The following is a 26,073-nucleotide window of genomic DNA, read 5'->3' as shown; positions in this document are numbered from 1 at the left end:
ACCCTCCCCCGTCGCCCCGGCCCGGACGGCCGCGCGACCCTGCTCACCGAATACCACCGCCCGCTCAGCGCGTACCTCACGGCCGCCCTCCCGCTCGGGTTCCAGGTCAGGCACTGCGAGGAACCCCGCCGGCCGCGCCACTCCCTCGATCCCGGCGCCGCCCCGGACCCGCTGCCCACGTGGATGTCCTGGGACCTCCTGCACTGGTGTCCCGAAGCGTCCGCCGCCGCGCTGGACGAATCGCCGGTCGTCGTCATCTGGCACTTCCAGCTGGGAGACAGCCGGGAGGAGTGAGCAACTCCCGTTCCCCCTCGGATGATTGGCCGACTTTGGGGTACCCGGTGCCGGACGAAAGGGGGCGGTTATGCCGCTCACGTTCCGTAAGAGCTTCCGGGTCCTTCCCTGGCTTCGGCTGAACATCAACAAGGGGTCCCTGTCGTTCACGACAGGAGGCAAGGGCGGCCCGCGCTACACGCGCAGCACCTCGGGGCGCCGTACGACATCGATGGACCTGCCCGGGCCGTTCGGGTGGCGCAGGACGCGCACCAAGAAGGACGACTGACAGCAGCCGGCAGCACTGCTGACCGGTCGTCACCCGAATAGACCCCTCAGGAGGCGCCATCTCATATCTGAGATAACCTCGGCCTCATGGCAGACGACTACCTCGTACGTATCGGCAAGCTCATCCGTGACGCCCGGCAACATCGGGGCTGGACACAGACGCAGCTTGCCGAGGCGCTCGGCACCAGTCAGAGCGCCGTCAATCGCATCGAGCGCGGCAACCAGAACATCAGCCTTGAGATGATCGCTCGAATCGGTGAAGCCCTGGACAGCGAGATCGTCTCTCTGGGCTACGCCGGACCGATGCATCTGCGGGTGGTCGGCGGGCGCCGGCTGTCCGGCGCGATCGATGTGAAGACCAGCAAGAACGCGTGCGTGGCACTGCTGTGCGCCTCGCTCCTCAACAAGGGGCGCACAGTGCTGCGCCGGGTCGCGCGGATCGAGGAGGTGTACCGCCTTCTGGAGGTACTCGGCTCGATCGGTGTCCGCACCCGCTGGATCAACGACGGTGTCGACCTGGAGATCGTGCCGCCGGCCGAGCTGGAGATGGAGTCGATCGACGCGGAGGCCGCCCGCCGGACCCGCTCGATCATCATGTTCCTCGGCCCGCTGCTGCACCGCATGGACAGCTTCAAGCTGCCGTACGCGGGCGGTTGCGACCTCGGCACGCGCACGATCGAGCCGCACATGATCGCTCTGCGGCGGTTCGGCCTGGACATCGCCGCGACCGAGGGGCTGTACCACGCGCAGGTCGACCGGGCCGTCTCCCCCGACCGGCCGATCGTGCTGACCGAGCGCGGCGACACCGTCACCGAGAACGCGCTGCTGGCCGCCGCCCGCCACGAGAGCGTCACCGTCATCCGCAACGCGTCCTCCAACTACATGGTCCAGGACCTCTGTTTCTTCCTGGAGGCGCTCGGCGTACGGGTCGAGGGCATCGGCACCACCACGCTCACCGTGCACGGCGTGCCGACCATCGACGTCGACGTGGACTACTCCCCCTCCGAGGACCCGGTCGAGGCGATGAGCCTGCTGGCCGCCGCCGTCGTCACCGAGTCGGAGCTGACGGTCCGCCGGGTGCCCATCGAGTTCCTGGAGATCGAGCTCGCGGTCCTGGAGGAGATGGGCCTCGACCATGACCGCACGCCCGAGTACGTCGCGGACAACGGCCGTACGCGCCTGGTGGACCTCACGGTCCGGCCCTCCAAGCTGGAGGCGCCGATCGACAAGATCCACCCGATGCCGTTCCCAGGCCTGAACATCGACAACGTGCCGTTCTTCGCGGCGATCGCGGCGGTCGCGCAGGGGCAGACCCTCATCCACGACTGGGTCTACGACAACCGCGCGATCTACCTCACGGACCTCAACCGCCTCGGCGGCCGGCTCCAACTCCTCGACCCGCACCGGGTGTTGGTCGAGGGCCCGACCCGCTGGCGGGCCGCCGAGATGATGTGCCCGCCGGCGCTGCGGCCCGCGGTCGTCGTCCTGCTGGCGATGATGGCGGCGGAGGGCACGTCCGTGCTGCGCAACGTGTATGTCATCAACCGCGGTTACGAGGATCTGGCGGAGCGGCTCAACTCGATCGGGGCGCAGATCGAGATCTTCCGCGACATCTGATCGGCGGAGTGTCGTGCCCCTGGGAGATGAGGGGCACGACACTCCTAAATGCCCGCTGACCTGCTGTTACACCCTTTCGGGACCGTCCATTGATCACCGCTGTTTTTCATCACCTTGTGCAACGCGCGTGCAAGATGATCTTAAATTAGTGACGATGCATCAGGGATATCTGAATGCCCGTCATCCTTCACGGAGAGTGCTCACCAAAGGGGCCTCGCAATGTCCGCACCGACGGTGCCACCGGCGTTCCTGAGATCCGGAGTTCAGTCCTCGCCGCGCACGCGCATCAAGCGCGCTACACCGCTACGGCCGGTTCCAGCCCGGACCTCCACGCGCACCGGCGCTCCTTCGACCATCCGGCCGACCCCCACGTCCGGGTCGGCGACCTGCTGACCGAGGCGCCCGCCGACAACATCCGCGACGACCCTGCCCGGGAACGCGTCGAGACGAGCAGTGAAATGCGTGCTGCCGCCGTCGGGCCTGCCAACGGGATGGGAGGGCGGACACGTACGTCGAGGCCGGCAAGGTCATCAAGACCATGAGGGACGTGAAATCCGGTACATGCCGCGCTACCAGCAGCTTTACCACTGCTTCGAGAAAGCCAAGGCTCTGGAAGCATGGGATTACTGGAACAGTGAGGGAATATCCACCCCGTTCAACGGAATCCTCCCCAAGGGAGAGATAGGGATAAATCCCGTATACCACCGATCGGCCGTCAGAGCATGGACGGCAGAAGTGGACGGTAGGGGCTATTTGCATCCGACCGATGAAGTCACGGCCGTCTTCACGCCGCACCTGGCGGAGTGGTGGGCGCCACCCCGTCAGCGCGAGAGACAGAACGCCACCGACGATTCACGGTTCGATTTGCCCCTGGGAGTCCGATCTCCGGTTCCACCCCAACCGTCACCCACGAATGGAGTTTCCGCGTGACCGACAAGCTCCTGAACATCCTGACCGGCATCAACCGCAGTGCCGCGCCTTCGTCCGGGAGCATGATCCTCGTCAACGACCTCTACAGCGCGATGCCTGAAATCCACACGACGTTCCTGGGCAGGGGCACCGGTCGATCAGGTTTGGGAGGCTGCGTTCGATCAGCTGATCACCCTCTCCACGACGAAACGCCCCCCACGGCCCTGGCTTCGCCCCCTACGTTGACGAGTTGACGCGTGAGGTCGGTGCGGTCGTAGAGAAGATCCAGTCGAACGCCGTTCACGCCCAGTACCTCGGGCTCGCTCTCAGCCTGGCCTTCACCCGAGCCGCCGGCAACATCCCGATCATCGCCATCGCCCATGGCCCCGACGTGATGGTGGCCGAGCGCAGCTCATCGGAACGCGAGGCCATGAATGAAGTCGCTGGCGCCAGCGCCGCGATCATCGCCCCGACCTCCGCCCTCGCCGCCCTCGCCGACCACATCGACCGTCTCACCGGACACCGGTTCACCGATCGACTCAGCGTCATTCCGTGGGGTATCCCTTTGCGCGATGCCCGGGTAAGCGGTTAACCGCCTACCGGAACCGGACCCCTCTCTCCGGTGCACGCCGGTCGTCTGGACGACAACAAATCCACGATCACCGCCGTCGAAGCCCTCGCTTTAACCGATCAGCCGCACCACCTGACCGTGATCGGCAAAGGACGCCCGCTGGAGCATCTGGAACAGCGAGCGATCGAACTCGGGCTCCGGGACCGGGTTCATTTTGATCCCTTCCTGCCCCGCACCGAACTGTGGCGCCGCCTGCCGGACTTCGACGCCTTCGTCTTCACGACCAGAGGTCTGGAGGCTTTCGGGCTCGTCCTCATCGAGGCCCAGGCCCACGGACTCCCGGTCGCCTACTCCGATCTTCCCGGTGTGAGGGACATCCTCGGGAGCGGAAGCGTTCCCTACACTCCTGGCAACCCGCGCTCCCTGGCCGTGGCCCTAGACGAGATGGGCCGGGACTTCCACCGGCTCATGGCCCTGAGCAAGGCGGCTTTCAATAACGCGCGCCGATACGACATCGCTACCACCGGCCGCCAGCTTCGCGAACTGACGCTCCGTGTTATCTCCTAGTACTCCAAGCAGCACTTTGACATTTTCCCTGCTCAGGGGCATTTTGGGTAAGTGTAGTGGGCCGGTTGACGGTCCGTTTCCGCTTTCCCGGACCGCCCCTCGATCGTGTGCAACCGCCGCTGATAGTGACAACGGGTCGGGGCAGCCTCCTGGCGTGATCGACGAGCGTGCAGTTGAGATCTGGAACGACTAACTCGAAGAGCTCTTCCTTCGCACCGGCCACCGCTTCAGGCGCGTCGAACCGCGACGCCGGATGCGTGACTACATCCGAGGACTGCTGGGCCCGGACGGCCGCAAAAACGGCTGGCAGCTGGCCGAATACGCCGGACACCGCACACCCGACCAGCCTCCAGCGGCTCCTCAACGGCGCCCGCTGGAACGCCGATGAGCTCCGCGACGACCTCCAGCACTACGTAGCCGAACGACTCGGCGAGCCCGACGGCATCCTCATCCTCGACGACACCGGCTTCCTCAAGAAAGGCACCGCCTCGGCTGGCGTGCAGCGCCAGTGCTCCGGCACCGCCGGGGCCTGTACTTCAATAAGTGCTCGGTAGAGGGGCGTTGGTAGGAGTCGCTCGGGCGTGTAGCTGGTCCATTGTGCGGGCGGCTGATCCGGGTAGAGGCGTGACGAGGATTCGGTGCAGGTTCAGGAACCGGTGTCCGTCCTGGTACTGGATGGATAGATTGGTGCGGTTGACGCCCAGTAATTGGGCCAGAAACGTAATGGCCACCGCTCTGCGGCGGCGCAAGATGGCTGCCAGGAGCCGGTGGAGGTGGAGGTGGTCCACACTGCTGGTCTTCGGGTGGAGGTAGCTTCCCGGGCGGTGGAACTCGGCGGGCATGACGCTGATGCCCAAGTCGTAGCTCCCTGTGTCGAGCTCGGCCCCGACGGCCAGACCGGACTTGGTGGTTGTGGCGGCGATGGTCTCGATGACGACCTGGTAGCTGGTCAGCGGCCGCCCCCGGCCAGTTCGCGGTGATGTGGCAGAACATCCGATGCTTGATCTTGTTCCACTTCGAGGTTCCGGGCGGTAGGTGGCAGACCGATATCTCCAGCCCGCTTCCCGGGCGAAGACGGCCAGGTTGTTCTTCCAGGTCCATTCCCTGTCAAGTTGAAGTGTTCAGGATGCTTCGTCCATGACAGCGGTATGTGCGAGGGAGGGCAGCGAGTGCGGTGGGCATGCGCCAGGGTGCTGGAGGACGCTCTCTGGCACTCCGGGCGTGTGGCCCGGCCCGGCGGCGGGGCAAGGTGAGGATGACGAAGCTTCCTCTGGTGCGTTTTGAGTCGCACCTCGGCCGCTGGGCGCGATTCCGATTGACATGCTCAGCGGCGTGTTAGGTGGAGCAGGACGAGTTGTTCGGGGTGGAGGGTGGGGATCTGGATTCCGACGTGTTCCAGGACGGAGCCGGGCAGGGTGATGCCGTCCTTGGTGCACCAGGCGGGGGTCCCGCGTTCCATGCCGGGCGCGTGGTCGGCCGGGGGCAGCGGGCGCAGGTGGTAGGCGGTGTTCGGGTCGAGGCCGGGCAGGCGGAGCGTGCCGGGGTGGGCGGCGACCGGGGTGGTCACGGAGGCGAGGGCGAAGACGGCTTCGGTCCGGTCGTGGGAGATGACGCCGTGGGCCCACAGGGCCGGGTCGGCATGGTCGACGCGGACGACGCGGCCGGTGTGCAGCAGGTGGCGGAGTTGCTTGTGGAGGTTGATCCAGCGGGTGAGTTCGGTGCGTTCGCTCTCGCTCGCGCGGGTGAGGTCCCATTCGATGCCGAGGTGGCCGAAGAGCGCGGTGCCGGCCCGGAAGGCGAGGTCGTGGGTGCGGCCGGTGGTGTGGGAGCGGGCGGCGCCGATGTGGGAGCCGACGAGTTCGGGCGGCAGGAGCAGCCCGGTCCAGCGGTTGATCGACTGGCGTTCCAGGGCGTCGTTGCAGTCGCTGGCCCAGACGCGGTCGGTGCGCTCCAGGATGGCGAGGTCGACCCGTCCGCCGCCGCTGGAGCAGGATTCGATCTCCAGGCCCGGGTGGCGTGCGCGCAGTTCGTCGAGCAGGGCGTAGACGGCGAGTGTCTGGCGGTGGACGGCGGGTTCGCCGTCGGGTGAGTGGCCGGCGTCGACCAGTTCGCGGTTGTGGTCCCACTTGAGGTAGGCGATGTCGTACTCGGTGAGCAGGTCGTCGAGCCGCTGAAGGATGTACGCGTACGCCTCGGGGTGGGTGAGGTCCAGGACCTGCTGGGAGCGGCGGTCGGCGGGGGTGCGGCCGCCGGTGGCCAGGATCCATTCGGGGTGGGCGCGCGCCAGGTCGGAGTCGGGGTTGACCATTTCCGGTTCGACCCACAGCCCGAACTCCATTCCGAGCGCGCGGACATGGTCGCTCAGCGGGCCCAGGCCGCTGGGCCAGACGGTCTCGTCGACGTACCAGTCGCCGAGTCCGGCCCGGTCGTCGCGGCGGTGGCGGAACCAGCCGTCGTCCAGGACGAAGCGTTCCACGCCGACCTCCGCGCCGAGGTCGGCGAGGTGGGTGAGCTTGTCGAGGTCGTGGTCGAAGTAGACGGCTTCCCAGGTGTTGAGCACCACCGGGCGGGGCCGGTGCGGATGTCCGGGGCGGGCGCGCAGGTGGTCGTGGAAGCGGGCGGACAGTCCGTCCAGGCCCTGGTCGCTGTGGGAGCCGTAGAGCCACGGGCCGGTGTACTGCTCGCCGGGGCCGAGGATCACCTCGCCCGGAAGCAGCAGTTCACCGGCGGCGACGACGGGGCGGCCGGTGGGCAGCCGCTCGGCCAGGATCCGGTGGTTGCCGCTCCAGGCAATGTGCAGGCCCCACACCTCACCGTGGCCGAAACCGAAGCCCGGCGTGCCGGCCGTCAGGACGAGGGCGGCGTCGGGGCCGGTGCGCCCGCTGCGGGTCTCGCGCAGCCAGGTGCCGGCGTTGAAGGGATGGCGTTGCGGGGCGCGTTCACGGCACCAGCGGCCGGTGAGGTCGAGCAGTTCGGTGGCGGCATCGGGGACCGGCAGCGCGAGCATCAACCCGTCGAGCGTGTACGGCCGCACCGTGTCGTCGTTGCGTACGGCGGCCCGCATCCGCACCAGCCCGGAGGGGGTGAGCCCGGCTTCCAGGACCAGAGTGAGGTGGGCGGTGGTGTCGGTGGCCCGGATCCGTACCGAGGCGCTCTCGGCCTCCACCGAGTCGAGGGTGAACAAGGGCGACCAGTCGGCGCCTTGGCGGTGCCCGGTCAATCCCGGCTGTCCTGGCCATCCGGTGCCGTGCTCGGGCAGCAACGACACCCGCGGCACGACGTCGTCGAACCCCGGCATGTTCGGCATGGTGACGGCCTCGGCCAGCTGCGACAGCTCATGCTGTGTGAGGTCGCCGAGATCGGCGCCCCAGTGGAGCACGGTGGGCAGGCGGCTGCCCCGCAGGTCGAGCACCAGGCTCACGCCTGCCGCCCGGAGATGGATGAGTCCTTCGGTTGCGGCACCGGTGGGGCTCTTCATAGCGCGGATCGTCCTTGCGTGGCAGGGGCGGGATCAGGAAGTGGCGTACGGCAGTTCGCTGGTGCGCGTCCTGTTGTCCTGCTGGTCGGTCACCGGCTCGGCCCAGATGGTTCAGGTGCTGCCGTCGCCGCACTTGGTCTCCCACACGGCGAGGTGCTCCATTTGACCTGGTCGTGGGCCGTCCTTATCGGGCGACGTAGCCGCCGTCGACGGGGAGGGCGACGCCGACGACGAAGCCGGCGCCGGGGCTGCACAGCCACAGGACGGCCTGGGCGATCTCTTCGGCGGTGCCGAGCCGGTTGATGGGCTGGTTGGCCTCGGCCTCGGCGCGGTCGAGTTCCCCCTTGTCGATCATGTCGTTGACCATGGGGGTGTCGATGGTGCCGGGGCAGACGGCGTTGATGCGGATGCCGCGCGGGGCGTATTCGAGGGCGGCGCTGGTCGTCAGGCCGATCACTCCGTGCTTCGAGGCGTGGTAGGAGGCCCGTCCCGGGAGGCCGACCAGGCCGCCCAGGGAAGAGCAGTTGACGATGGCGCCGCTGCCCTGGGCGCGCATGTGCCGCAGCTCGTGCTTCATGCAGGCCCACACGCCGCGGAGGTTGATGGCGTTGACACGGTCGAAGTGTTCGGCGGGTTCGTCGGCTGCGTCGCTGGGCGGGATCTGGATGCCGGCGTTGTTGTAGGCCATGTCCAAGCGGCCGAAGGTCTCCACCGTGCGGTCGACACTGGCGGCGGCCTGGTCCTCGTCGCTGACGTCGCACGTGAGGGCGAGGACGTGGTGACCGGCGCCGGTGAGTTCCTTCGCGGCGGCGTCGAGGGCTGCTTCGTCGATGTCGGTGAGGGCGACGGCGGCCCCGGAGGCGGCGAAGGCACGGGCGGTCGCCAGACCCATGCCGGCACCGGCCCCGGTGACGAGGGCGACCTGGCCGGTGAAGTCGTAGGTGGGGTTCATGGTGGATCCTCTCGCTCGGCGCGGCGGGGACACGGCGTCGGCTCGTGACGGATGCCGGCCGGACTCAGTGATGCGACGGCGTCCGTGCGGGTCGGTCACTCGGCGCGTGGGCCGGAGCGGCGGTGCGGTGAGCCACGATGCGGCTCTTGCCGGAGGTGCCGCGAACGGCGAGGGCGATGAGCGGGAGCAGGGTGAGGGCGGCGATGACGGTGCCGACCAGGGGCGGGCCGGTCACGCCGAGGGAGGAGTCCAGAGCCGCACCCGCGATGAAGGAGCCGCCGGCCACGCCGACGTTGAAGGCGGAGGTGGTCAGCGCGGACGTGAGGGTGGGGGCGTCTCCGGCGAAGCGCATGGCGAGCGCCGTGACGACGGGGTTCACCGCGAAACCGGTCAGGCCCATGAGGAAGACCAGGCCGGTGGCCGTGACCGCGTTGGTGGACAGCGGGATCATCAGGAGCAGGACCAGGGCGGTGGCCGCGGCGGCGGTGATGGTGGTGTCCATCGGACGGCGCTCACCCAGACGGCCACCGGTGGTGGTGCCGCCCAGGGCGCCGACGCCGAAGACGATCAGGACGAACGGCACGGCGCCCGCCGGGATGCCGGCGCGGTCGGTCAGCAGCGGGGTGACGTAGCTGTAGGTCGCCAGCACCCCGCCCATGATGAACACGGCTGCGCTCAGCGCCAGCCACAGCCGGCCCTGACGCAGGGCGCCGAACTCGGCGCGCAGCGATACGGTCGCGCGCTTTTCCCGGGTGGGGATGAAGCGGCCGATGAAGACGGCGGCGAGCGCGGAGAGGGCGGCCAGGGCCCAGAACGGGCCGCGCCAGCCGACGAACTGGCCGGCGAAGGAGCCGATGGGCACGCCGACGACGTTGGCCAGAGTCAGCCCGCCGATCATGACGCCGGTCGCGCGGGTGGCCTGCTGCGGGCCCGCGGCGGCGGTGGCGACGACGAAACCGACGGACCAGAACGCCCCGGTGGCCAGGGCGGTGACGACGCGGGCGGCGAGGACGACGGTGAAGGAGGTGCTGAGGGCCGCCACCACGTGACCGAGGCTGAAGACGGCCAGGGCCAGGATCAGCGTCTGACGCTGGGGCAGGCGCAGGGTGGCCAGGGCCATGGTCGGCGCGCCGATGATCATGCCGACGGCGAAGGCGGTGATCAGCAGCCCGGCCCGGGATGTGCTCACACCGAGACCGGTGGACAGTTCGGGCAGCAGACCGGCGATGACGAACTCGGTGGTGCCCATCAGGAACGTGCCGGCGGCGAGCACCCAGACGACGAAGGGGAGCTTGCCGGGGGTGGTCCCGGATGTGGAAGGCATACGGAAGGTCTCTCCTTGAGCGGAAGGGTGGAAAGGGATTGCGGGGAGGCCGTCGGAACGGACGGACGGGGGGCGGCCAGCTGGCTGCCAAAAGTCAGGAGGCGGCTTCGATGGTGATGCGGTCGGCCGTGCCGAGCCGGTCGGCGTCGGCGTCGATGTGGCCGAGGATGAGCAGGTCGGCGTTGGCGGAGTCGCCGTCGCGGTAGAAGAGAGCCAGGTTGCCCCAGGGCGCGTAGTAGGCCAGGTCACCGACCCGGGGCACAGCGGGGTCCGGAGCGCCCGAGGTGGTCAGCCTGCGCGGCAGGTCCGCGATCCGCTCTGTCTGGTGGAAGTCCTCCAGAGCCAGGGTCAGCGGAAGCAGGTCGGCGAAGTCGCGGGCGGCAGGGCTGTCGTTCAAAGTGGCGTCGACGGGCCGGCCGTCGATGGTGACCCGGATGGCCATGGCGGTGTTCCTGTCGGCTGATGCACTGGGTGCGGCGGATGAAGCTGCCTCCTGCCGCCCCGAGGACGCCGGGGAGGAGGACGCGGAGGGCGGCGTGGCTCCGGATGAGCCACTGGTGCAGGCGTTCACGGCCAGCAGGAGAGCGGCTGCCGGGACGGCGCGGACCAGGGCGCGGCGGGCGGCAGAATTCATGGCAGTGCTCCGGGTCTCAGTCGGGAAGCGGCTCGGAGTAGTGGCGGAAGCCGTCCCGCTTGGCGTGGATGTCGTACAGGCGCCCGGCCAGCACGTCGGGGCTGCTGTGCTCGGCGTCGGGCCGGATCGCTCCGGGGATGATCAGCTGCGCGGCATGGATGTTCTCGGGGGCGAGCGTGTCGTGCAGCATGCGGGCGTAGGCGCTCTCGGCGGCGAAGGCGATCGAGGTGCCGGCGACGTTCGGGTTGGGGCGTACGGCGCTGGAGCCGTTGACGAACAGCAGGGTGCCGCGGCCGAGTTCGCGCATACCCGGCAGGACGGCGTTCACCGCGGTGACGGGGCCCTTGACGGAGAAGCCGAGCGGGGCGTCCAGGTCGTCGGCGCTCGTGTCGAGGACGGGCTTCATGAAGTCGGCGCGGGGCACGGGGCTGTACTGAAGGATCTCGACGGTGCCCAGGTCGGCCGCGGCCGCATGGAGGGCCGCGGTCAGGGACTCGATGGCGAGGACATCGGCGGCGAAACCGCGGGCCTCGATACCGTCGCGGACGAGCTCGGCCGTGAGGTCGTCCAGGCGGTGAGTGTCGCGGGCGATGAGAGCGACGCTGTGGCCAGCGGCTCCAAAGCGGCGGGCGGCGGCGAGCCCGAGGCCGGGGCCGGCACCGATGAGGGCGAAAGTGGTCACGGTGGTCCTTGTCCAGGAGGGGGCCGCCCGGGGCCGGGCAGCAGATGCCCGGCCCCCGCGACGGACGATGTACGGGTCAGGGCTTGAGGAGGGCCTTGATGGCGCGGCGTTCGTCCATGGCCTTGTAGCCTTCGGCGACCTGGTCCAGGGGGAGGGTGAGGTCGAAGACCTTGCCCGGGTTGATCCGGCCGGACAGGACTCGGTCGATCAGGTCGGGCAGGTAGCGGCGCACGGGGGCGGGGCCGCCGCGCAGGCCGACCTGGGAGAAGAACAGCTCCTGGCCCTCAACCGCCACCTGGTGGGGGACGCCGACGAAGCCGACGTTGCCGCCGGGGCGGGCGGAGTGCAGGGCCTGCCGCATGGACTCGGCGGTACCGACGCACTCCAGCACCGAGTCGGCGCCGATCCCCTCGGTGAGGTCCTTGACGCGGGCGATGCCTTCGTCGCCGCGTTCACTGATGATGTCGGTGGCGCCGAACTCGCGGGCGAGTTTCTGGCGGGAGGCGTGGCGGCTCATGGCGATGATCCGCCCCGCGCCCAGTTCCCTGGCGGCGATGACACCGCACAGGCCGACCGCCCCGTCGCCGACGACGACGGCGGTGGAACCGGGCTTGACCTCGGCGGCGAGGGCGGCGTACCAGCCGGTGCCCATCACGTCGGAGACCGCGAGCAGGCTCGACACCATCTCGGCGTCGGGGTGCTCGTCGGTGGCGACGAGGGTGCCGTGGGCGTTGGGGATGCGTATGTAGTCGGCCTGGCAGGTGCTCATGAACTCGCGGTGCAGACAGGACGACTGCCAGCCGCGCAGGCAGTTGGCGCAGGTGTTGTCCGAGGTGGCGAACGACCCGACGACGAACTGGCCCGGCTTGACGTGGGTGACCTGGCTGCCGACTTCCTCGACGATGCCGACGTACTCGTGTCCCATGGGATGGGGTTCGTCCACCGGTTCCGCGCCGCGGTAGGGCCACAGGTCCGAACCGCACACGCAGGTGGCGACCGTGCGGATGATCGCGTCGGTCGGCCGGCTGATCTTCGGGTCGTCCAGGGTCTCGAAGCGCACGTCGCCGGGGGCGTGAATGACTGCTCCGCGCATGATGGGGTGCTTCCTTCGGTACGAGGGTGGTGAGCCGCAGCCAAAGGCAAGAATGGCTGCTCGAAATCGAGCCTCACACGCGAGGGCGCGCGGGAAAAGCGGAGGAATCCATCCAGGGAAAGAAACATCCAGGGAGGAAATTCTCCCCCCTTCCCCGGGTGCGATCGATGTAATGCTGGGAAGCATGACCAGCAATGCCACCCTGAATGAACTGGGAGAGTTCCTCAAGAAGCGCCGCTCACAGCTGAGTCCGCGCACGGTCGGACTTCCGTCGACCACCCGGCAGCGCCGGGTCGAGGGGCTGCGCCGTGAGGAGGTCGCCCAGCTCGCCTCCATCAGCACGGATTACTACACGCGTCTTGAGCAGGGCCGTATGCAAGCGTCCGCTCCCGTGCTGGACACCCTCGCCCGGGTCCTGCACCTGGACGACGACGAGCGCGGCTATCTCTTCCAGCTCGCGGGCAAGACCACCGTGCGCACCCGGCGTCGCGGCGTGCAGAGGGTCCAGCCGCAGATGCAGCGGGTCCTGGAGGACCTCACCTCCGTTCCGGCCATGGTCCAGGGGCGGCGCGGGGACATCCTGGCCTGGAACGCGCTGGCCGCCGCCCTGGTCACGGACTTCTCCCGTCTTCCGGAGAGGCACCGCAACTACCCGCGGCTCCTGTTCACGGATCCGGCGATGCGCGGCCTGTACGCCGACTGGGAAACGGCTGCCCAGGTGACAGTGGCGCAGCTGCGGATGGAAGCGGCGAAGTATCCCGAGGACCCCCGTCTCATCGAGCTGGTCGGTGAACTGTCCATGCGTGACCAGCAGTTCGCCCAGTGGTGGGGAGACCACCGAGTCGCCGCCCGCACCGTGGGCACCAAGACCCTGATCCATCCGGTCGTGGGTGAGGTCACCCTCGACTGCGACACCCTCACCGCCAGCACCGACTCCGACCAGTACATGACGGTCTGGACCGCCGCCCCGGGATCCCCCGCGCACGACCAGCTGCGCATCCTCGCCTCCTGGGCCGCCGACCAGAACCTGCCGGCCTCGTCAGGATGGGAAGCATGACCAGCAACGTTCCCCTCAATGAGCTGGGTGAGTTCCTCAAGAAGCGCCGCGCCGAACTGAGCCCGCGCACGGTCGGGCTGCCGGAGACCGGCGGGCCCCGCCGGGTGGCCGGGCTGCGCCGTGAGGAGGTCGCCCAGCTCGCCTCCATCAGCACGGACTACTACACGCGTCTTGAGCAGGGCCGTATGCAGGCGTCCGCTCCCGTGCTGGACACCCTCGCCCGGGTCCTGCACCTGGACGACGACGAGCGCGGCTATCTCTTCCAGCTCGCGGGCAAGACCACCACCCGCACCCGGCGCCACGGCCGGCAAAAGGTCCAGCCCCAGTTGCAGCGCGTGCTCGACGACCTCACCGCCACCCCGGCCATCGTGCAGGGCCGGCGCGGGGACATCCTGGCCTGGAACGCGCTGGCCGCCGCCCTGGTCACGGACTTCTCCCGCATTCCGGAGAGGCACCGCAACTACCCGCGGCTCATCTTCACCGAACCGGCGATGCGCACCCTGTACGCCGACTGGGAGGGCTCGGCGCGGATCGCCGTGGCGCAGGTGCGGATGGAGGCCGCGAAGTACCCCGAGGATCCCCGTCTCATCGAGCTGGTCGGTGAACTGTCCACACGTGACAAGCAGTTCGCAAAATGGTGGGGCGATCACCACGTCGCCGCCCGCACCGTGGGCACCAAGACCCTCCACCATCCGGTCGTCGGCGAACTCGTCCTGGACTGGGACACCCTCACCGCCAACACCGACCCCGACCAGCACCTGACCGTATGGACCGCCGCCCCCGGTTCCCCCACCCACGAGCGGCTGCGCATCCTCGCCTCCTGGGCCACCGAGCAGCACCTGGCGCCCTCTTTTCCCCTTCGCTGACCGGTGCTGCACCCACACCGACGACGGCTTCCGCCGCGCGTGCCCCGCACACTCCCGGTCGGTCCGCGAGGATGACCTGCTGCTCGCGCGCGGGCGGAGCGTCGTGTCAGCCGATGTCTTGAGTGCCGCCCCCGGTCGTCTGGTCTGCGGCTGCTCGGGGCTGAGGCGGGGGCGTCTCGGAGCGGGTGGCTCGCATCAGCGCGAGTGCGGTCAGCGGTAGAAGGGTGAGGGCAACCGCCACGGTGCCGACCAGCGGGGGCCCTGCCTGCTCCAGCGGTGAGGTCAGAGCGGTGCCCGCCGTCCAGGAGCCGACAGCGATGCCCACGTTGGGCGCCGAGCCGCTGAGGCCGGAGACGAGGGTGGGCGTGGAACGGGAGAAGCGCAGGGCCAGCGCGCCGAGCACCGGGGTCGCGGCGAAGCCGGTCATCCCCATGAGGGTCACCAGAATGACGGCCGCCACCGGGTTCGGGGAGAGGAAGGTCAACAACAGCAGGACCAGCGTGGTCGTGACGGCGGAGGTGATCAGCGTGGCAAGGGGGCGGCGATCGCCCAGGCGCCCGCCGACCGTGGTGCCCAGCAGGGCGCCCAGACCGTAGCCGGTCAGGACCATGGGTACGGCTCCATTGGGAAGGCCGGCCCGTTCGGTGAGCAGGGGCGAGATGTAGGTGTACGTCGCCAGGACGCCGCCCATCAGCAGCGTCATGGAACTGAGTATCAGCCAGACCCGGACATCGCGCAGCGCGGCGAACTCGGCCCGGACGGAAGGGGCTTCGCTTCGCTCGTCGTCGGGGATGTACCGGCCGATGACCATCGCCGCGCCTGCCGACAGCACGGCCAGTACCCAGAAGGGGCCGCGCCAGCCCGACAACTGCCCCAGCCACGCGCCCAGAGGTACGCCGGCCACATTGGCTACGGTCAGACCTCCCAGGAGCATGCCCAGGGCCCGAGACGTCGCCGCCGGTCCCGCCGCGGTCGTGGCCACGAGCGCGCCGACGCACCAGAAGGTCCCGGTGGCCAGCGCGGTCACCACGCGGGCCACAAGCACGAGCGCGAACGACGAGCTGAGCGCGGCGACCAGATGGCCCAGGGCGAAGACGGCAAGCGCGAGGATCAGCGTGGAGCGCCGGGGCAGGCGCAGCGTCGCGATGGCCATCACCGGCGCCCCGACGATCATGCCTGCCGCGAACGCCGTGATCAGCAGGCCCGCGTGAGACACGCTGACATTCAGATCGTCGGCGATCTCGGGCAGCAGGCCGGCGACAACGAACTCGGTGGTGCCCATGAGGAATGTTCCGGCGGACAACACCAGGACGACGAAAGGAAGTTTGTGGGGTCGGCCGTCGGTCGTGGATGGCATTCGGTGGCATTCTCTCTTCGAGGCGATGTGCGACCGCTGCGGGGTGGGGACGCCGTAGAGCATTGCACTGCACGGGCGTTCTGTGAGGGGGAGGAATTTCTCCCTGCTTCTTGGAGGAGCGGGGAGCGACCTTCCTTTCGGCGGCCGCCGTTTTACGGCGAGGGAGTCCTTTGAGTGACGTCGCCCCTGATTGAGTGACGGAATCGACGCCCGCAATGCATGAAGTCCTCGTGCCGTTGGGGCGAGTGTTCGAAGTCTCAACCGGCCAGGTGCTGGGGGCGCGTTGGCCGCTAGTGCTGTGACTGCGTAGGTTCGCCGGGTTGGCGGTCGCGGCGGTTGGATGGGCGGTGACGTCCGATCCGACCGCTGGAGGTGCGGTGGCCGAGCCTGTCCGTGTGCGCAGACTGACCGACCAGGAGGGTCAGAAGCCGCAGCAGATCGTGCGCCGGGGCAGCACCAGCACGGTGCGCTACTGGCGGGCGATGATGCTGCTGGCCTCGGCCGGGGGGAACCGGGTGCCGGTGATCGCCCAGTTGGTGCAGGCCGACGAGGATTTCGTCATCCAGACGGCCACCACTCGCCCGGTCAAGCTCGGCCAGCCCTTCACGCGCTGGTCGCTGCGCAAGCTGGTCGCCTACCTGCGGAAAGTGCACGGGCGGGTGATCCGTATCGGCCGCGGGGCGTTACGGTGCCTGCTCGCCCTCCGCGGCATCACCTTCCAGCGCACCAAGACCTGGAAGGAGTCCCCGGACCCCGAACGCGAAGCGAAGCTGGACCGGATCGAGGAAGTGCTGGACCGCTTCCCCGACCGGGTCTTCGCCTTCGACGAGTTCGGCCCACTCGGGATCCGTCCCACCGGCGGCAGTTCCTGGGCCGAACGGATCCGGCCCGGCCGGCTGCCTACCACCGCACCCACGGGGTGCGGTACTTCCACGGCTGCTATTCGGTGGGCGACGACCGCCTGTGGGGCGTCAACCGTCGCAGGAAGGGTGCCGGAAACACGCTGGCCGTGTTGAAGTCGATCCGCGCCGCCCGGCCCGACGGCACCGGTCGGTCAGCGAGACCCGCAGGTCGGTGGCCTGCCGGCCGAAGGTGTCGATCAGCATGTTCCTGAGACCGATCCTGCCCCGTGCCGCGCTGTCTCCAGCACCGTGCCGGCAACGCGGTGGATCGGGCCGCTGAGGCGGGCCAGAGGCAGGCCGCTCGCCCGGCCGGCGTGGGCGATGATCTCGGCGGTGATGGAGATGGCCGTCTCCTCGGGCGTACGGGCACCGAGGTCGAGGCCGATCGGGGACCGCAGCCGGGCCAACTGCTCCTGCGTGACGCCTACTTCACGCAGACGGAGAAGGCGCTCCTCGTGGGTGCGCCGGGAGCCCATCGCGCCGACGTAGCCGACAGGCAGATCGAGTGCCCGCCGCAGCAGCGGGATGTCGAACTTGGCATCGTGGGTGAGCACACAGATCGCGGTACGGGCGTCCATGGCCGTTCGTGCCAGGTAGCGGTGGGGCCAGTCGACGACCACCTCGTCGGCGTACGGGAATCGCTCCTGGGTGGCGAAGACGGGACGGGCGTCGCACACAGTGACGTGATAGCCCAGGAACCGGCCGGCCTGCGCGAGGGCGGCGGCGAAATCGACGGCGCCGAAGATCAGCATGCGAGGGCGGGTGGCAGCCGCATGGACGAGAACGGAGAGCCTCTCCGGGCAGGTGTCGGCGTCTCCGCCGAGGGCGAGGAGTGCGGTGCGCCCGGTGCGCAGTTGGGAGGTGGCCAGATCCGCCACCACCCGGCCGGTCGGCCCGTCGCCGAGCGCACTGTCGGCGATCCAACTGTCGCCGAGGACGCTCACAGTGGCGCCGACTAATTCCGCGGGCCCGTCCACGACCTGGGCGACAGCGGCGGGCCGGCCCTCGACCGCCTCGGCGAGCGCCGCGCCGAGATGCGGCTGGGCTACCGGGTCGATGCGCTGGACGAGCACGTCGAGTTCACCACCGCAGGTCAGTCCCACGGCGAAGGCGTCGTCGTCGGAGTAGCCGAACCGGGCACGCTGTGGAAGGCCTTGCTCCTGGAGTATTTGTTGGCACAGCTCGTACACCGCGCCTTCGACACACCCGCCGGAGATGCTGCCGACGGCGTTGCCATCCTTGTCGACCGCGACCGAGGTACCGATGGGCAGGGGTGCGCTGCCCGTGACATCGACGACGGTGGCCAAGGCGAAGGGCCGGTTCTCGCGGCACCAGCGGTGCAGTGTGTCCGCGATGTTGAGCATGGGGTCTCCAGAGCAGACGGTCGCTGTCGCAGAAGGTGAGCGAGCCGCCGCCGCGTTGACGGGGGCGCGTGCGCGGCGGCGGCTCGGGGAGGTCCGGCAGCCGTACGGGGGGTTCGGCTGCCGGACCGGTCCAGGAGGTGGTGTCAGAGCAACGCCTCGGCGGTGATGGGCAGTTCACGGATGCGGCGGCCGGTGGCGTTGAAGACCGCGTTGCCGATCGCGGCCGCCACACCCACCTGGACGACCTCGCCGATCCCCTTCACCCCCAGCGCGTTGCCCGAGTTGTCCTCGCCGTCCAGATAGATCGCCCGGACCTCGGGGACGTCGGCGTTGACCGGCACGAGGTAGTCGGCGAGGTTGGCGTTGACGATCCGCCCGTCACGGTGGTCGGTGACCGTGTGTTCCAGCAGCGCCGTGCCGATGCCGCCCACGATGCCGCCGAACGCCTGGCTCTCGGCGAGCTTGGGGCTGATGATCCGGCCCGCGTCGTACACGCCGAGCATCCGGCGCACCCTCACCAGCCCCAGCGTCGCGTCCACCGCGACCTCGGCGAAGGTCGCGTTGTAGGCGGCGTAGGAGTCCCGTTCGGGAGTCGGCGGCCCGGCGTAGGTGCCGTGTGCTTCGAGGTGGGTGTGGTTGTTGCGGGCCAGCAGGCTCTTGTACGTCTCACCGCGCGCCGGACTGCCCTGCACGTGGAGTCGGCCGGCCCGCACGACGACATCGCCGGCCGGCACGCCGTACAACGGCGACTCGTGGTCCTCGACGGCCAGCTTGATCGCCTGCCGGCGCACCTGGTCGCAGGCGTCCAGGACGGCGGAGCCGACGCTTGCCATGGTCGAGGAGCCGCCGTGCGGGCCGGTCTGCGGGTAAAGGGAGTCGCCGAGCCGGAAGGTGACCGCGCGCATGGCCAGCCCGAGCGCGTCGGCGGCGACCTGGGTCTGGGAGGTGTAGGTGCCCGGCCCCATGTCAGTGGTGGCCGCATCGACCACCGCGGTGCCGTCGGCGTGCAGCCGGGCCTGGGCCTGCGCCGGATAGCGCCCCGGGTCGTACACGCCCGCGGCCATGCCCAGACCGATCAGCCAGTCTCCCTCACGCGTCGAACGGGGCTTGGGATTACGGCGGTCCCAGCCGAACTCCCGGGCGCCGACCGTGTAGCACTCACGCAGCCGCCGGGTGGACCAGGGCAGGTTCTTCGCCTCGTCCTCGGACGGCTCGTTGCGCCGGCGCAGCTCTATCGGGTCGACGCCGAGCCGGTGGGCGAGCTCGTCCATCGCCGACTCGATCACGAACGACGCCGACGCGAAGCCGGGTCCGCGCATCCAGATCGGCGTGTTGACGTCCAGCGGCACCGTCCGGTACGCCTGGCTGACGTTGGGCATGCTGTAGAGCATCTGCCCGGGCGCCATGACCCCCTCGGTGAACGTCTCGTACGACGAGGTCTCGGCGTCGATGTCGTGGATCGCGGCGGACAGCCGGCCGCGCCGGTCGCTGCCCAGGCGCAGCCGGTAGGCGTAGGAGGGCCGGAAACCGGTGCCGAAATACATCTGCTTGCGGCTGAGCACCAGCTTGACGGGACGCTTCACCTCTCGCGCGGCGAGCGCGGCGACAATGGTGTGGGGCCAGCAGCGCAGCCCGCTGCCGAAGCCGCCGCCGACGAACGGGTTGATGACCCGCACCGCGTCCGCGGACAGATCGAACACGGCGGCGATCTCGTCGCGGGTGCCCACCACCCACTGGGTCTTGTCCCAGACGGTCACCTTGTTGCCGTCCCAGCGGGCGATGGTGGCGTGCGGCTCCATCGGGTTGTGATGGTTGCGCCCCAGCCGGTACGTCAGGTCCAGCCGTACGGGAGCGTTGCGCAGCCCCGCTTCCGCGTCGCCGCGCGCGTAGTCCGTCGGCTTGTCCGGCTCGGCCTCGTGGAGGTCGGTCGAGGGCTTCTCCGCGTCGTAGCGGACCTTGACCAGGCTCGCGCCGTGCTGGGCGGCCTCCAGGGTGGTGGCGATGACCACGGCGACCGGCTGGCCGTGGAAGAGCACCTTGTCGTCCTGGAACACCCGCAGCCTGCGCCCGGGCAGGTTGTTGGACCCGGAGTTGTCGCGGTACGGCAGCTTCGGCGCGTTGCGGTGGCTGATCACCCGCAGTACCCCCGGGTGCTGTTCGGCGTCGCGCGTGTCGAGGGAGGTGATGCGGCCGCGGCCGATGCTCGCGTCGACGATGACCGCGTGCACCGCGCCGTCGGCATCGAACTCGGCGGCGTACTGCGCCTGGCCGGTGACTTTGAGCCGGCCGTCCACCCTCGACAGGGGCGCGCCCACGGCGGCCTGCGGCTGGGGACTCACTTGCTACCTCCTACGACGCGCAGTTGACGTTCCACGGTCCGCTTCAGCAACTCGACCTTGAACCGGTTGTGCTGAAGGGGACGAGCGCCTTCCGCCGCCTTGGCGGCAGCGGCCGTCCACAACGACTCCGAGGGCCGCTCACCGACGAGGTGCCGTTCCACGGCGGGCAGCTTCCACGGCACGGTGCCCACGCCACCGGCGGCGACCTTTGCCTCCCGGATCACCCCGCCCCGCACGTGCAGCGCCACGGCCGCCGACGTCAGGGCGAACTCGTAGGACTGCCGGTCGCGTACCTTCAGATAGCCGGACTTCAGCGGGCGCGGAAGCGTGGGGATCTCTACTGCGGTGATCAACTCGCCCTGGCGCAGGGCCTGTTCACGATTCGGGGTGCTGCCCGGGCGCAGCAGGAAGTCGGCGAAAGACACCTGGCGTTCCCCGTCCGGGCCCAGTAGCTGCACCCGTGCTTCCAGTGCGGCGAACGCCACGGCCGCGTCGGAGGGGTGGGTGGCCACGCAGGCATCGGAAGTTCCGAGGATGGCGTGCGTCCGGTTGAAGCCCGCCAGCGCGGCGCAACCCGAGCCGGGCTCACGCTTGTTGCAGTCGGCGGTGACGTCGCGGAAGTAGGTGCAGCGGGTGCGCTGCATGATGTTGCCGCCGATGGTGGCCATGTTCCGCAGCTGGGCGGAAGCGCTCAGCTCCAGCGCCTGGGAGATGACCGGGTACAGCGAGCGCACCTTGGGGTGGGCGGCCGCCTCGGCCATGGTCACCAGCGCACCGATGCGCACGCCGCCGCGTTCGGTGACCGTGACGTCGCGCATCGGCAGGTCACTGATGTCGACCAGGGTCTCGGGACGCTCGACCGTCTCGCGCATCAGGTCGACGAGGGTGGTGCCGCCGGCGATGTAACGGCCGCCGTGTCGGCCCGCGTCGAGGGCCTCGCGGGTGTTCGCGGCCTTCGTGAAGGAGAAGGGATGCATGTCAGCGGCTCCTTACTTCCGGCCGGCGGTCTGCTCAAGGGCCCGCACGATTTTCACGTAACAGCCGCAGCGACAGATGTTGCCGCTCATCCACTCCCGGATCTCCTCCGGTGAACCGGTGTGCCCCTCCTTGATGCAGCCCACCCCGGACATGATCTGGCCAGGGGTGCAGTAACCGCACTGGAAGGCGTCCTGCTCGACGAACGCCTGCTGCAGCGGGTGCAGTTGGTCGCCGTCGGCCAAGCCCTCGATCGTGGTGACCTCAGCGCCCTCCAGGCGTACCGCGAGCGTCAGGCAGGAGTTCACGCGCTGCCCGTCGACCAGAACCGTGCACGCCCCGCAGGCCCCGGCGTTGCAGCCCTTCTTGGAGCCGGTCAGTTCGAAGTGCTCGCGCAGCAGATCCAGCAGCGAGGTCCGGTTGTCGACCGTCACGGTCCGCCGGGTGCCGTTCACGGTCAGGGACACACGGCTGGAAGGGGCCGCCCCCGTAGCGGTCGCTTCCTCGGCGCCGGCCGGGAACGTTCCTCCGGCCACCACGACACCGCCCACCGCGACGCCGGTGGCGATGACGGTGCGCCGGCTGGGCCCCGAGGAGGACTCTCTGGCTTCGGTGGGCGGAGGAACAGCAGAATCAGGGAGTTCAGAGGACATGCATTCGCCTTTGCATCACGGGCGGATCAGTCGTGTACACCAGCGCGGGTCCAGGCACGCGATCGACGCCGCCGCGGGAAACTAGGTGACCGCTCGCCTCGGCAGGGCGGCTGATCACGCCGGAAGTCTTGCACCACAGGCGCGCCTCATGGCAGGGAGAGTTTTCTCCCCCCTTGCTTTCCCTTGGTCTTTCCTTGGTTTGTGCGCGCAAGTACGTGCCGGGTGATGGAGGAAGGACCGTTGGCTTTGCAGGTGAGAGTTGTGACTCCGCTTTCTGGCCAGCGGTTGGGAGGTCTGGACGAGTGCCGGGCTGGTTGCCGGTGTCTTACCCGGAGCGTGAGCCCGCGCCATGGCGGACAGGTGGCGCCACCAGGGAGGATGCCGCGCTCTCCGCGGTCATCCTGCACAAGGCGATGAGCCAGGTCGTGGTGCTGGTCGCGTTGCCCGCACGGCTGGCTGCAGTCCCCGCCTCCGCACTGACCGTGCACTGGACGATCGCGGTCAAACCGCTGGCCGGCAGCCTGATCGGGGCCTGGGCCGGTGCGACGTGGGCAGTGCGGATCCGCAGCTCCACCCTCTACAAGGTGCTGGCCGCCCTGATGGTGCTCATGGCCGCGGCGCTGCTGGTCACCCACGTCACCACCGTGGGGACGTTGTCGCTGCCGCTGTGGGCGCAGGTGCCCCTGGGTGTGGTCGCCGGGTTCGGCATCGGGGTGGTCGCCGCGATCATGGGCGTGGCCGGCGGCGAACTGCTGCTGGTCGGAAGGGTTCATTTGCGCAGGTCAGAGACGCCGTAGAGGAGTTCCGCGACATCTAGGCACATCGTGGATGTCCGCGGTGCCGCCGTGCCTTACGGGTGCGGCGGCACCGCCGTGTTCAGCGGGTGCTCCACTTCTGGTTGTCCTGGCCGTTGCAGTCCCAGAGCTGGAGCCGGGTGCCGTTGGCGGTTCCCTGGTCCTTGACGTCCACGCACTTGTTGGCCTGCGGATTGACGAGGTCGTTGCTGGAGTTGAGGCGGAACTGCTGCGCCGGGTTGCCGCTGCACACCGCGATCTGGATCACCGCGCCGTTCGCCGACGAGCCCCAGGCGACGTCCATGCACAGGCCCATCGAGCGGATCGTGCCGTCCGAACGGAAGTCCCACTTCTGCCAGTTCTTGCCGGTGCAGCTGTTGATCTGCAGGGGCGAACCGTCGGCGCCCTTGTGACCCACCATCTCGATGCACTTGTTGGAGGCGTGGCCGTAGATGGTGGTGCCGGGCGCGGCGACCACCGTCTTGGTGGCCGTGACCTTGGTCGTGGTGGACTTCTTCGAACCCCCGCCGGAGGACGCCTTCTTGGGTGCCTCGGCGGAACTGCCCGCGATCACTCCGGCACCGGAACCGGCGGCCGCCGCCCCCGCGCCCTTCTTCACCGTGTCCTTGCCGCCGCTCGGGTGCGAGGGGGTCGCCTTCGGCGAGGTCGGGTCGGGGCTGGCCGAACCGTAGGCGCCGGCGCCGCTGTCCGTCGTCTGTCCGTTCAACACCGTGCCCGCGTCGGCCACTTGGTCCGACGGCTTCGAGTCCGAGCTCGACCTGCCGAGCAGACCGGACACCAGGAACGGTACGCCGATCAGCAGCGCGCCGGCTATCGCGGCTCCGGCGAGGAGGCCTCGGGAGGGGCGGCCGAAGGCGGGGGCCGCGGCGGCGGTGTCCTCGCCGGCTCCAACTCCGCCTCCGGATTCGGCTGTTGCCGCTCCGGCCAGGGTGTCGGGGCCCTGGCCGGGGTCGGCGTGGGTGTCGGGTGCGGCTTCGGGGGTCGCGCCCTCGTCGGTGCCCACGGCGGCTTCCGCGGTGGGGAGTTGGGCCGCTGCGGCGGGCTGTGCGGGAGGTGTCAGCGCCGCTTCCGCCTGCTGCGCCGCGGTCTCCGGGGCGCCGGTGCGGGCGGCCGTCGTCTCGCCGCTGGTCGGCGGGAGTGCCGCCGCTTCGGTCTCGGGGGCGCCGCCCGCGGTGGTGTCCGGAGCCGGGGCGGGCTCCGTCCCGCCCGTCGCTGCCTGGTGCTGCGGGCTGTTCTTGCCGGACATGCTGGTCCTTCCAGAAAGATGATCGGGTGACGACCGGTCAGTCGTCGTCCGGGGCGGGCGGGTTGACCGAGAACCGGTTGCCGTCGAAGTACAGGGTCAGCGGGGTGCCGTCGGCCGGGCCGAAGCGTTGGGTGCGGCCATCGGGACCGAGCACCTGGACGGGGCGACCAGTGTCCCGGACGACCAGTACCGCCAGGGTGGCCACGTAGAAGGGGGTGTCGGGGCGGGCCAGCACCAGGGCGAGGCGGGCGGAGTCGTCCAGTCCGGCCTCCGCGACGGTCACCATGTCGTTCTGGAGGATCGCCTGGGCCCGCAACTCCTCGGTGAGGGCGCCGATGTGGGCCAGCGCGTCGGTCGACACCTCTGTGCCCGGGGCCGGGAACCTCGGGTCGTCGGGCGCGCCGTGAGCCGCCACATCGGCCTGGACCCAGCCGAGCAGCGCGCCGTGCGGGTCACGGTCCCGCGTCCACGCGGGGGCGGTGCCGGTGTCGGCGAGCAGCCGGGCCAGCGAACGGGCGAACGTCTCGGGGCGCTGCGCCCGCGACACGACGGGGCGGTAGCGGGAGCCCCCGGCGCCTTCTCCGTGCTGACGGTTCGCGCCGCCGCCGTCTTCGTCGGCGGCGCTTTCCTCGTCCTCGTCGCTGTCGTCGGGGCCCGACTCGTCGTCGGACTCGCTCCCGTCCACCAAGTCCAGCCCGTGTCGGCCGTGTTGGCCGCGTTGGCCGCGTTGGCCGCCCGGCCGGCGCTGGCCGGCCTCATCGTCCCCTTCGGCTTCGTCGTCGCTCTCCTCCTCGTCCGACTCGCCTTCGCCGAACTCGCTGCCGTCGCCCAAGTCCTGTCCATGCAAGCCCTGTTGGCCGCCCTGCCCACGCCGGCCGGCCGGGTCCTCCTGGTCGTCCTCCGACTCCTCGTCGGTGTCGTTCTCGGCTCCGATGGGCCGGAACTCCGGTTCCCGGGGCGCTACTTGGGGCTCAGCCTCGGGGTCTGTCTGCGGGTCCTGCACCGGTTCGGCCGCCGGGCGCGCCTCGTCGTGTGCCGGTGCCGGACGGGGAGTGCGGCGCGGCCACGTGGCCGGGGTGGCGGCCAGGGAACCCGTCGGCAGGGGTGCCGTGCCGTCGCCCGCCGCCGCCCGACGGGCCTCCAACAGGGTGACGACATCGGTGAGATCGTGCTCCGCGTTGCGCTGCCGGGCCGCGTGCCTGGCCTGTTCGGCGAGGGAGTCGTCGATCTCGCGCCGGAGGGCGTCGAACGCCTGCTGGGCCTCGTCCCGGGCGGCGACCGCCTGGTCGTGGCGGGCGGTGGCCCCGATGAGCGCCGCCCGGGCCGTGCGGTCCGCCGTGGTCGCCAGCGCGACCGCGTCCCGGGCGCGGGCCAGGGTGCCGGCGGCGTGGCGTGCCACGTCCTCGGCCAGGCCGAGCCGGCGCCTGGTGTCGTTGGCGGTGTGCCGGGCGGTGTCGACGGCGCGGTCGGCTGCCGCGGCCTCGATCCGTGCCTGGCCCAGCGCGGTACGGGCCCCGTTCCGGCACGCCTGTAGCCGGGCGAGGGAACCGGGGTCGCCCGAGCGGGAGTTGCCGTCGTCGCGGCGCGAACTCCCGTCCTGGGTCGGTGAGTCGACAGGCCGCTGCCGCGCGGCCTCCTCCGCCTCCCGTACGGCTTCCTCGGCCGCCGCCAGTTCTTCCTCCGCCGTCCGGACCGCGTCGTGGAACTCCCCCGCCGCCCGGGTCGCGTCCGTCACGCGCTCGGTCTGGTCCCGGAGGTCCGTGGTCAACTGCGTTACGCGGGTGCGCCGTTCCTGATCGGTGCGTTCGGCGAGCGGGACGGCCCGCTGGGCGGCGGTGAGTTCGGCGGCCGCTGTCTCCGCGGTGGCACGGGCGTGGTTCCGGTCCAGCGCCGCCTGTGTCACCGGCAGCTCGGCCTCGTCCAACACCCGTTGGGCATCAGGCACTTGGTCCTGGAGCCGGCCTTCCTGCGTGCGTGCGGCGTCCTCCGCCCGCCCGGCCTGTTCCAGCGTGCGCATCTGATCCCGTACGTCCGCCCAACCGGCGTCGTGGGCAGCTTCGTCCTGGCCCACGCCACCCCGACGCGCACCGCCCTGCCCCGCACCGCCCTGC

At 69.9% G+C, this 26,073-nt stretch carries 21 protein-coding genes and 5 pseudogenes; 11 read left to right on the top strand and 15 right to left on the bottom strand.

Features of this window, described 5'->3' with window-relative positions; translation table 11 throughout:
- From AC31A1_RS17530 to AC31A1_RS17500, 7 genes and pseudogenes are all read left to right on the top strand, one after another.
- A pseudogene (locus tag AC31A1_RS17530) lies at positions 1–294 on the top strand (hypothetical protein); the annotation flags it as partial.
- Between the two features lie 70 nt (positions 295–364).
- Positions 365–562 (top strand): DUF4236 domain-containing protein, encoded by a 198-nt coding sequence (locus AC31A1_RS17525; protein ID WP_393754361.1) that lies wholly within the window; start codon positions 365–367, stop codon positions 560–562.
- 86 nt (positions 563–648) lie between these two features.
- Positions 649–2,178 carry a helix-turn-helix domain-containing protein gene (locus AC31A1_RS17520; protein WP_393754363.1) on the top strand — a complete coding sequence of 510 codons (1,530 nt, stop codon included), beginning with the start codon at positions 649–651 and terminating at the stop codon, positions 2,176–2,178.
- A gap of 926 nt (positions 2,179–3,104) precedes the next feature.
- A complete protein-coding gene (locus AC31A1_RS17515) occupies positions 3,105–3,341 on the top strand; it encodes a hypothetical protein (protein WP_489654212.1) in 237 nt (78 codons plus the stop codon).
- On the top strand, positions 3,338–3,679 hold the full coding sequence (locus AC31A1_RS17510; RefSeq protein ID WP_489654211.1) for a hypothetical protein: 342 nt from the start codon (positions 3,338–3,340) through the stop codon (positions 3,677–3,679). The genes AC31A1_RS17515 and AC31A1_RS17510 overlap by 4 nt, the downstream gene beginning before the upstream one ends.
- A gap of 30 nt (positions 3,680–3,709) precedes the next feature.
- A complete protein-coding gene (locus AC31A1_RS17505) occupies positions 3,710–4,225 on the top strand; it encodes a glycosyltransferase family 4 protein (protein WP_489654210.1) in 516 nt (171 codons plus the stop codon).
- 253 nt (positions 4,226–4,478) lie between these two features.
- Positions 4,479–4,752, top strand: a pseudogene (locus AC31A1_RS17500) (transposase); the annotation flags it as partial.
- A 9-nt stretch (positions 4,753–4,761) separates the two neighbouring features.
- Here AC31A1_RS17500 and AC31A1_RS17495 read toward each other — a convergent pair.
- From AC31A1_RS17495 to AC31A1_RS17460, 8 genes and pseudogenes are all read right to left on the bottom strand, one after another.
- Positions 4,762–5,265, bottom strand: a pseudogene (locus AC31A1_RS17495) (ISAzo13-like element transposase-related protein); the annotation flags it as partial.
- Positions 5,228–5,326, bottom strand: a pseudogene (locus tag AC31A1_RS17490) (ISAzo13-like element transposase-related protein); the annotation flags it as partial. The pseudogenes AC31A1_RS17495 and AC31A1_RS17490, both read right to left, overlap by 38 nt.
- A gap of 223 nt (positions 5,327–5,549) precedes the next feature.
- Positions 5,550–7,703, bottom strand: coding sequence for an alpha-galactosidase (locus AC31A1_RS17485; RefSeq protein WP_489654209.1), 2,154 nt, complete (start codon positions 7,701–7,703; stop codon positions 5,550–5,552).
- A gap of 184 nt (positions 7,704–7,887) precedes the next feature.
- The gene (locus tag AC31A1_RS17480; protein WP_489654208.1) at positions 7,888–8,655 is read right to left on the bottom strand and encodes a glucose 1-dehydrogenase; all 768 of its coding nucleotides are present in this window, start codon (positions 8,653–8,655) and stop codon (positions 7,888–7,890) included.
- A 64-nt stretch (positions 8,656–8,719) separates the two neighbouring features.
- The gene (locus AC31A1_RS17475; protein ID WP_489654207.1) at positions 8,720–9,979 is read right to left on the bottom strand and encodes an MFS transporter; all 1,260 of its coding nucleotides are present in this window, start codon (positions 9,977–9,979) and stop codon (positions 8,720–8,722) included.
- 94 nt (positions 9,980–10,073) lie between these two features.
- Positions 10,074–10,613 (bottom strand): cyclophilin-like fold protein, encoded by a 540-nt coding sequence (locus AC31A1_RS17470; protein ID WP_489654206.1) that lies wholly within the window; start codon positions 10,611–10,613, stop codon positions 10,074–10,076.
- Positions 10,614–10,629: 16 nt separating this feature from the next.
- A complete protein-coding gene (locus tag AC31A1_RS17465; RefSeq protein ID WP_489654205.1) occupies positions 10,630–11,295 on the bottom strand; it encodes an SDR family NAD(P)-dependent oxidoreductase in 666 nt (221 codons plus the stop codon).
- A gap of 76 nt (positions 11,296–11,371) precedes the next feature.
- Complete coding sequence (locus tag AC31A1_RS17460) at positions 11,372–12,388, bottom strand: zinc-dependent alcohol dehydrogenase family protein (protein WP_489654204.1); 1,017 nt, start codon at positions 12,386–12,388, stop codon at positions 11,372–11,374.
- 184 nt (positions 12,389–12,572) lie between these two features.
- Between AC31A1_RS17460 and AC31A1_RS17455 the strand changes: the two genes are divergently transcribed.
- Positions 12,573–13,445, top strand: a complete 873-nt coding sequence (locus tag AC31A1_RS17455; RefSeq protein ID WP_489654203.1) for an MmyB family transcriptional regulator — start codon at positions 12,573–12,575, stop codon at positions 13,443–13,445.
- The gene (locus AC31A1_RS17450) at positions 13,442–14,311 is read left to right on the top strand and encodes a helix-turn-helix domain-containing protein (protein WP_489654202.1); all 870 of its coding nucleotides are present in this window, start codon (positions 13,442–13,444) and stop codon (positions 14,309–14,311) included. Before AC31A1_RS17455 ends, AC31A1_RS17450 begins: the two co-directional genes overlap by 4 nt.
- 106 nt (positions 14,312–14,417) lie before the next feature.
- Here AC31A1_RS17450 and AC31A1_RS17445 read toward each other — a convergent pair whose 3' ends face one another.
- Entirely contained in the window at positions 14,418–15,668 is a 1,251-nt protein-coding gene (locus tag AC31A1_RS17445; RefSeq protein WP_489654201.1) for an MFS transporter, read from the bottom strand.
- Positions 15,669–16,045: 377 nt separating this feature from the next.
- Between AC31A1_RS17445 and AC31A1_RS17440 the strand changes: the two are divergent.
- Positions 16,046–16,713 (top strand): annotated as a pseudogene (locus AC31A1_RS17440) (COG3415 family protein); the annotation flags it as partial.
- Between the two features lie 54 nt (positions 16,714–16,767).
- On the opposite strand, the gene AC31A1_RS17435 reads toward AC31A1_RS17440, so the two are convergent.
- From AC31A1_RS17435 to AC31A1_RS17420, 4 genes are all read right to left on the bottom strand, one after another.
- A complete protein-coding gene (locus AC31A1_RS17435) occupies positions 16,768–17,934 on the bottom strand; it encodes an XdhC family protein (protein ID WP_489654200.1) in 1,167 nt (388 codons plus the stop codon).
- Positions 17,935–18,077: 143 nt separating this feature from the next.
- The gene (locus AC31A1_RS17430; RefSeq protein WP_489654199.1) at positions 18,078–20,273 is read right to left on the bottom strand and encodes a xanthine dehydrogenase family protein molybdopterin-binding subunit; all 2,196 of its coding nucleotides are present in this window, start codon (positions 20,271–20,273) and stop codon (positions 18,078–18,080) included.
- Positions 20,270–21,250 (bottom strand): FAD binding domain-containing protein, encoded by a 981-nt coding sequence (locus AC31A1_RS17425; RefSeq protein WP_489654198.1) that lies wholly within the window; start codon positions 21,248–21,250, stop codon positions 20,270–20,272. Before AC31A1_RS17425 ends, AC31A1_RS17430 begins: the two co-directional genes overlap by 4 nt.
- A gap of 12 nt (positions 21,251–21,262) precedes the next feature.
- The gene (locus tag AC31A1_RS17420; protein ID WP_489654197.1) at positions 21,263–21,901 is read right to left on the bottom strand and encodes a (2Fe-2S)-binding protein; all 639 of its coding nucleotides are present in this window, start codon (positions 21,899–21,901) and stop codon (positions 21,263–21,265) included.
- Positions 21,902–22,314: 413 nt separating this feature from the next.
- Here AC31A1_RS17420 and AC31A1_RS17415 point away from each other — a divergent pair, with 413 nt between their 5' ends.
- The gene (locus AC31A1_RS17415; RefSeq protein ID WP_489654196.1) at positions 22,315–22,698 is read left to right on the top strand and encodes a TSUP family transporter; all 384 of its coding nucleotides are present in this window, start codon (positions 22,315–22,317) and stop codon (positions 22,696–22,698) included.
- A gap of 79 nt (positions 22,699–22,777) precedes the next feature.
- Here the strand turns inward: AC31A1_RS17415 and AC31A1_RS17410 are convergent, their stop codons facing one another.
- Positions 22,778–23,962 (bottom strand): ricin-type beta-trefoil lectin domain protein, encoded by a 1,185-nt coding sequence (locus tag AC31A1_RS17410; protein ID WP_489654195.1) that lies wholly within the window; start codon positions 23,960–23,962, stop codon positions 22,778–22,780.
- A gap of 37 nt (positions 23,963–23,999) precedes the next feature.
- On the bottom strand, positions 24,000–26,073 hold a 2,074-nt coding region (locus tag AC31A1_RS17405; protein WP_489654194.1), incomplete at its 5' end, for a hypothetical protein.

The organism is Streptomyces sp. P5F9 (assembly GCF_057961495.1).
Note: the sequence above shows the minus strand (reverse complement) of the source record. Positions and strands in the feature narration are given on the sequence as shown.